Origin of the sequence: Mesorhizobium sp. M7A.F.Ca.US.005.03.2.1 (assembly GCF_003997795.1) — a bacterium.
Taxonomy (GTDB): domain Bacteria; phylum Pseudomonadota; class Alphaproteobacteria; order Rhizobiales; family Rhizobiaceae; genus Mesorhizobium; species Mesorhizobium ciceri.
Map to the genome: position 1 here is coordinate 1 of NZ_RZRP01000444.1, position 5,175 is coordinate 5,175.

At 64.2% G+C, this 5,175-nt stretch carries 6 protein-coding genes; all 6 read left to right on the forward strand.

Features of this window, described 5'->3' with window-relative positions:
* On the forward strand, positions 1-2,024 hold a 2,024-nt coding region (locus tag EN991_RS22470), incomplete at its 5' end, for a YadA-like family protein (protein WP_206519231.1).
* Positions 2,025-2,031: 7 nt separating this feature from the next.
* The gene (locus tag EN991_RS22475) at positions 2,032-2,589 is read left to right on the forward strand and encodes an invasion associated locus B family protein (RefSeq protein WP_013529840.1); all 558 of its coding nucleotides are present in this window, start codon (positions 2,032-2,034) and stop codon (positions 2,587-2,589) included.
* Positions 2,590-2,602: 13 nt separating this feature from the next.
* Positions 2,603-3,268 carry a hypothetical protein gene (locus EN991_RS22480; RefSeq protein ID WP_013529841.1) on the forward strand — a complete coding sequence of 222 codons (666 nt, stop codon included), beginning with the start codon at positions 2,603-2,605 and terminating at the stop codon, positions 3,266-3,268.
* Positions 3,269-3,306: 38 nt separating this feature from the next.
* Positions 3,307-3,768, forward strand: a complete 462-nt coding sequence (locus tag EN991_RS22485; protein WP_127367298.1) for a DUF4189 domain-containing protein — start codon at positions 3,307-3,309, stop codon at positions 3,766-3,768.
* Positions 3,753-4,301 (forward strand): invasion associated locus B family protein, encoded by a 549-nt coding sequence (locus EN991_RS22490; protein WP_127369579.1) that lies wholly within the window; start codon positions 3,753-3,755, stop codon positions 4,299-4,301. The genes EN991_RS22485 and EN991_RS22490 overlap by 16 nt, the downstream gene beginning before the upstream one ends.
* Before the next feature lie 420 nt (positions 4,302-4,721).
* Positions 4,722-5,175 (forward strand): TolC family protein (locus EN991_RS22495; protein WP_164769297.1); only part of this gene is annotated, 454 nt, incomplete at its 3' end.

Below are 5,175 nucleotides of genomic sequence, written 5' to 3' on the forward strand. Positions count from 1 at the left end.
GCATAGGCATCCGCTACGCCCGCACCAACGAGGCCGGGCTGGCGCAGACCGATTCCTTCGCCCAAGGCGTCGGGTCCACAGCGGTCGGTTACAATGCGACCGCGACCGGCATCAGCGCGCTGTCGCTCGGCCGCGACAGCAAGGCCAGCATCGACGGCAGCGTGGCGCTGGGCTCGGGTTCGATCTCCGATCGCGCGATCGCTCCGGCCACCGGCCAGATCGCGGCCGGTCCGTCCAACTTCATCCAGTACAACACGAGCGACAAGACGCTGCTCGGCGCCGTTTCGGTCGGCGATGTCAACTCCTACCGGCAGATCACCAACGTGGCCGACGGCACGCAGGACCAAGACGCAGTGACGGTGCGCCAGCTCGCCGGCGCCATCGCTGCCGTATCGGTTACCTCGACGAAATACTTCCACGCCAATTCGGCGGCGGGCGACTCGCTCGCGGTCGGCGCGGAATCGGTCGCGGTCGGCCCGACGACTGTCGTCAACGGCGACAATGGCATCGGCATCGGCAATGGCGCCATCGTCGACCTGACAGCGCCCGGCGGAACGGCCATCGGCCAGAACGCCCATGTGTTGCTGGCCGACGGCCTGGCGCTCGGCACCAATTCGCTGGCGTCCGGTGTCCAGTCGGTGGCGCTCGGCGCCGGCGCCCAGAGCACCTTCATCAACAGCGTGGCGCTCGGTGCGCAATCCATCACCACGGTCGGCGCGCAGGCCGGCTACACGGCCTTCGCGCTCGCCGGTCCGCAGACCTCGGTCGGCGAGGTGTCGATCGGCGCCGCCGGGGCCGAACGCAAGCTGACCAATGTCGCAGCGGGTTCGGCCGATACCGACGGCGTCAACGTCTCGCAGTTGCGCGGCGTGACGAAAAACGTCACCGACCTGTTCGGCGGCGTTACCACGATCAATCCCGACGGCTCGATCACCGGCCCGACCTACACTATCCAGGGCAACAACTACTCGACCGTCTATGACGGCCTGACGGCCGTCGACAATGCCCTGACCACCATCAGCAATGGCGGCGGCATCAAATACTTCCACGCCAATTCGACGCTGGCCGACAGCATCGCCGGCGGCACCAACGCGGTGGCGATCGGGCCGGAAAGCGTGGCGAGCGGCGCCGAGAGCGTGGCTGCGGGCCATGGCTCGACGGCTACCGGGGCGGGCGCCGTCGCGCTCGGCCAGGGTGCGCATGCCAACAACGCCAACGATGTGGCGCTCGGCTCCGGCTCGGTGACGCAGACAGCCGTCGGCACCTCCAGCACCGTCATCGGCGGCAAGACCTACACCTTCGCCGGAACGACTCCGACCGGAACCGTCAGCGTCGGCGATGCCGGCGCCGAGCGGACGATCACCAACGTCGCCGCCGGGCGCGTCGATGCCGGCAGCACGGATGCGATCAACGGCTCGCAGCTCTACGCCACCAACACGGCGATCGAGGATTTGAAAGCCGGCGTCGGAAACCTCACCCAGAACGCGGTGACCTATGACGCCCCGGGCGGCGTCAAGTCGAACACCATCACGCTGCAGGGTGGCGACGTCAACGCGCCGGTCGTCATCTCCAATGTCGGCCCCGGCGTCAAAGGGACCGATGCGGTCAATGTCGACCAGATGAACCAGGGCCTGACCGCCGGCAAGAGCTATACGGACAACCGCGTGGCTTACGCTATCGATACGTCCAACGACTACACCGACAAGGTAGCCGCCACGACCCTGCAGCAGGCCAACGACTATACCGACCAGAAGCTCGGCCAGCTCAATTCGGACATCAACGGCATCCGCGACGAGGCCCGGCAGGCGGCCGCGATAGGTCTCGCCGCCGCCTCGCTGCGCTACGACGACCGGCCCGGAAAGCTGAGCGTCGCGGCGGGTGGCGGCCTCTGGCGCGACGCAGGCGCCTTCGCCTTCGGTGCGGGCTACACCAGCGAGGACGGCCGCATCCGCGGCAATCTGTCGGGCACGGCAGCGGGTGGGCATGTCGGCGTCGGCGCCGGCATCAGCTTCACCTTGAACTGAGGCAGGGATGAAAGGACTTGTTGCCCTGACCTGCCTGGCGCTTTGCGGCGGCCTCGTGCCGGCCGCCGGGCAGGTCGCGTCGACCTACAGGATCAAGCCTTCGGACGTGGTGCTCCCGCCCGAGGTGAAGCTCGGAGACTACCAGCGCACCATACGCCCATTCGACAACTGGACGCTGATCTGCGACGAGAACCTCAAAGCCCGCAAGAAGGTCTGCAACGTCTCGCAGATCATCGAGGACGCGTCCGGCAAGATGGCCTTCAGCTGGTCGCTTGCCGCCACCCAGGACGGCAAGCCGTACATGATCCTGCGCACCGCCCCGAACGCCAGGAGCGATGGCCTGGTGTCCGTGAAATTCGATGGACAGAAGCAGCCGATCGACGTGCAGCTGAACGGCTGCAACGAAATGGTCTGTGTCGGCATGTTGCCGGTCGGCCCCGTCATGCGCCGGCAGATATCGCAGAACGCGACGCCGGCGATCTCCTACTCGACGGTCGATGGGCAGACGATCACCGTTACCGCAACGCTCAAGGGGCTGTCAGACGCCCTTTCACCACTCAAATAACCGAGGCGCCACCATGAGCCAGCAGGACCAGTTCACGTCCGCCAAACGCACTCCGAGCGTCGAGGCGGATCGGCAGAGGCGGGCCGAGCCCCCAAGGCGCTGGCCACGCGCGGCCGGATATTCACTGCTGGGATTGGTCGTGGCGGGGCTTGGCTTCGCCGCCGGGAATTACGCCGCGGTCGCCAATCTGGTCGGCGGCGCGACGGCCGCACCTGCAGCAACAGCGGCGGCCCCCGTGCTTCCGGACACGCCCTTCCTCGAGCATGTCAAGCAGGCCGGTGTGCAGGCCTGCTCGACCGTCTATCCAGTGCTCGGACAGATCCTGACGACCGGCACGAAATACAGCGTCAAATCCCTGTGGAACGACCAGGCCGCCGACAAGCACGCCATCCAGGCTTTTGTCGGCATGGACTATGCGTCGGAACGCTATAGCGGACCGGCCGCCGGCATCGTCTTCGCATCGCCCACCGCCACGGGTTGCGAAGGGGCGATGGTGCGGGTGGCGCCATTCGCCAGCCCGTGCGCCGACATCCCATCCATCCTGCCGCAGGGCAGCAAGATCACCGACCATCTCGGGCAGGTCGAGGTCTACGAGCTCGGCGGCAATGCCGGTGAAGCGCTTCTCCTGCCGACGGGCAAAAGCTGTGTGGTGATCTCCCTTGCTTCGGCGGCGAAGTAGGACGCGAAGCGAGTGAGGTCAAGGAAAGGATGCCGACCATGAGATTGCAGGCTTTGGCAGTTTTGGGCTTGACCTTGTTGTGGAGCGGACAAGTCGTCTCAGCCGACCTTGTGGCCCCATCGGAACCGCAACAGGAGGAAAAGGGCATATGGGCGGCCATTGCCTATTCGCAGGCCGATAGCAAATACGGCTTCTTCTGGGGCGCCGACAAGCGGCAGGAAGCGAAGGACATCGCACAGAAATATTGCGAGAACGCAGGCGGAAAGGCCTGCAACGTCGTCACCGTCTTCCGCAACCATCGCCATTGGAATGATGACGACGAGACCGGCTTTCCCTACAAGCACTGCGGTGCGCTTGCCGTGGCAGACAAAGTGGAGAACCGTTTCACGCCCTGGGGCGTGAACTCGGCCGAGACCCGTCGGGAAGCGGAGGATCTCGCTTTGCATGCCTGCGAGGCGACGGGAGAGAAATGCAAGATCCGCGAATGGGTCTGCACATGAAGCTTGGCCCGAAGGCCGTCTCCGCATGTGGGGCAATCCTGTTTTCGTTGATGTCACCGGCGTCCGCGCAGCAGCAGGTGGCGGCTGTCCCGGATGGACCCTCATCGCTGCGTGAGGTCTATCAGGACTGGAGCGTGACCTGTTCGGTACGGGAAAAGGCGAGAGTGTGCTCGCTTGCGCAAGACCAGGTCCAGCAGAACGGGCAGAGGCTTCTTGCCATGGAGATCGCGGCACGCCCGGACGGTTCGACGACGGCTACCCTGCTTCTGCCCTTCGGCATCCTCCTTGATCCGGGCGTGACGCTGCAGATCGACGATCAACCGCCGCTGTCCCCGCAGCGCTTCAGGACCTGCCTGCCGACGGGTTGCGTCTCCGTCTTTACGATCGATCGGCCGACGCTTGGAAAGCTGAGGGGAGGCTCGGTGCTGAAGCTCAATGTCACGACGGACGCCGAGACCCCGCTGAGCTTCCCTGTGTCGCTTCGCGGCCTGACCGCGGCGCTCGACCGCATGGTGGCGTTGAGCGCAAATTAGGGTGCGCGCTGACCAGCTTTTGGCCGCAGTGAGCCACATGAAGCGTACGCCGGCCGCCGCGATGGAGTATTTTTGGGCGCGGCATCCAAAGGGGCGTGCCTGAAAAGGGCTCAACTTCAGGTTGGATCATCGACAGCCGCTATCCGAACCGGCCATGATTCTGGCCATACCGGCCCACTGGCCTGCCGTTTTTTGTGCTTTCCCACTGAATGCGGCGTCCGGATACAACCGCAGCGAGCCGACGTTATGTGCTATTTTTGCTACATCTCGCAGCCTTGTTGCCCAAAAAGGCTATTTAGCGATCTCTAAATCAATAATCGCTCACATATTTCGTGAATCTGTGAATAATCCACCGACGGGCAGGCCTTGGCTTGGTTAGCGCTCTGAAAAGGACGCTGGGGAAACGTTAGGGTGGGATTAATGAATACGACAAACATGTCGACCATAGGCAGGCGCCTTGGTCTTTTGATGGCGGCCACCATGCTGACCTGCGGCAGTGCTCACGCGCTCACGCTCAAGGAGGCGATGGCTGTCGCGGTGGAGTCCAATCCCGAGATTGGACAGGCGATCGAAAATCGCGAAGCCATCGAGTTCGAGTTGCGGCAGGCCAAGGGCCTTTATCTTCCCAGTGTCGATGTCGAGGCATCGGCTGGCGTTCGCCGGCTCGACAATCCGTCCCGGCGCTCTCTTTCCATCGAAGGCGATGCGCTCTATCCGGCTGAAACGGATCTTACCGTTTCGCAGACGCTTTATGACAGCGGCGGAAGGCGGGCCGAATTGAACCGTCAGGCATCGCGCGTCGACGGCGCTTCGTTCCGCGTTCTGGAACGGTCCGAATTCATCGGGTTGTCCGTTGTCCAGGACTATCTGGAAT

Excerpts from the sequence above, each read along its gene's own strand:
- EN991_RS22475 (WP_013529840.1), top strand. The coding sequence starts at position 2,032 with ATGAAAGGACTTGTTGCCCTGACCTGCCTGGCGCTTTGCGGCGGCCTC.
- EN991_RS22480 (WP_013529841.1), top strand. The coding sequence starts at position 2,603 with ATGAGCCAGCAGGACCAGTTCACGTCCGCCAAACGCACTCCGAGCGTC.
- EN991_RS22485 (WP_127367298.1), top strand. The coding sequence starts at position 3,307 with ATGAGATTGCAGGCTTTGGCAGTTTTGGGCTTGACCTTGTTGTGGAGC.
- EN991_RS22490 (WP_127369579.1), top strand. The coding sequence starts at position 3,753 with ATGGGTCTGCACATGAAGCTTGGCCCGAAGGCCGTCTCCGCATGTGGG.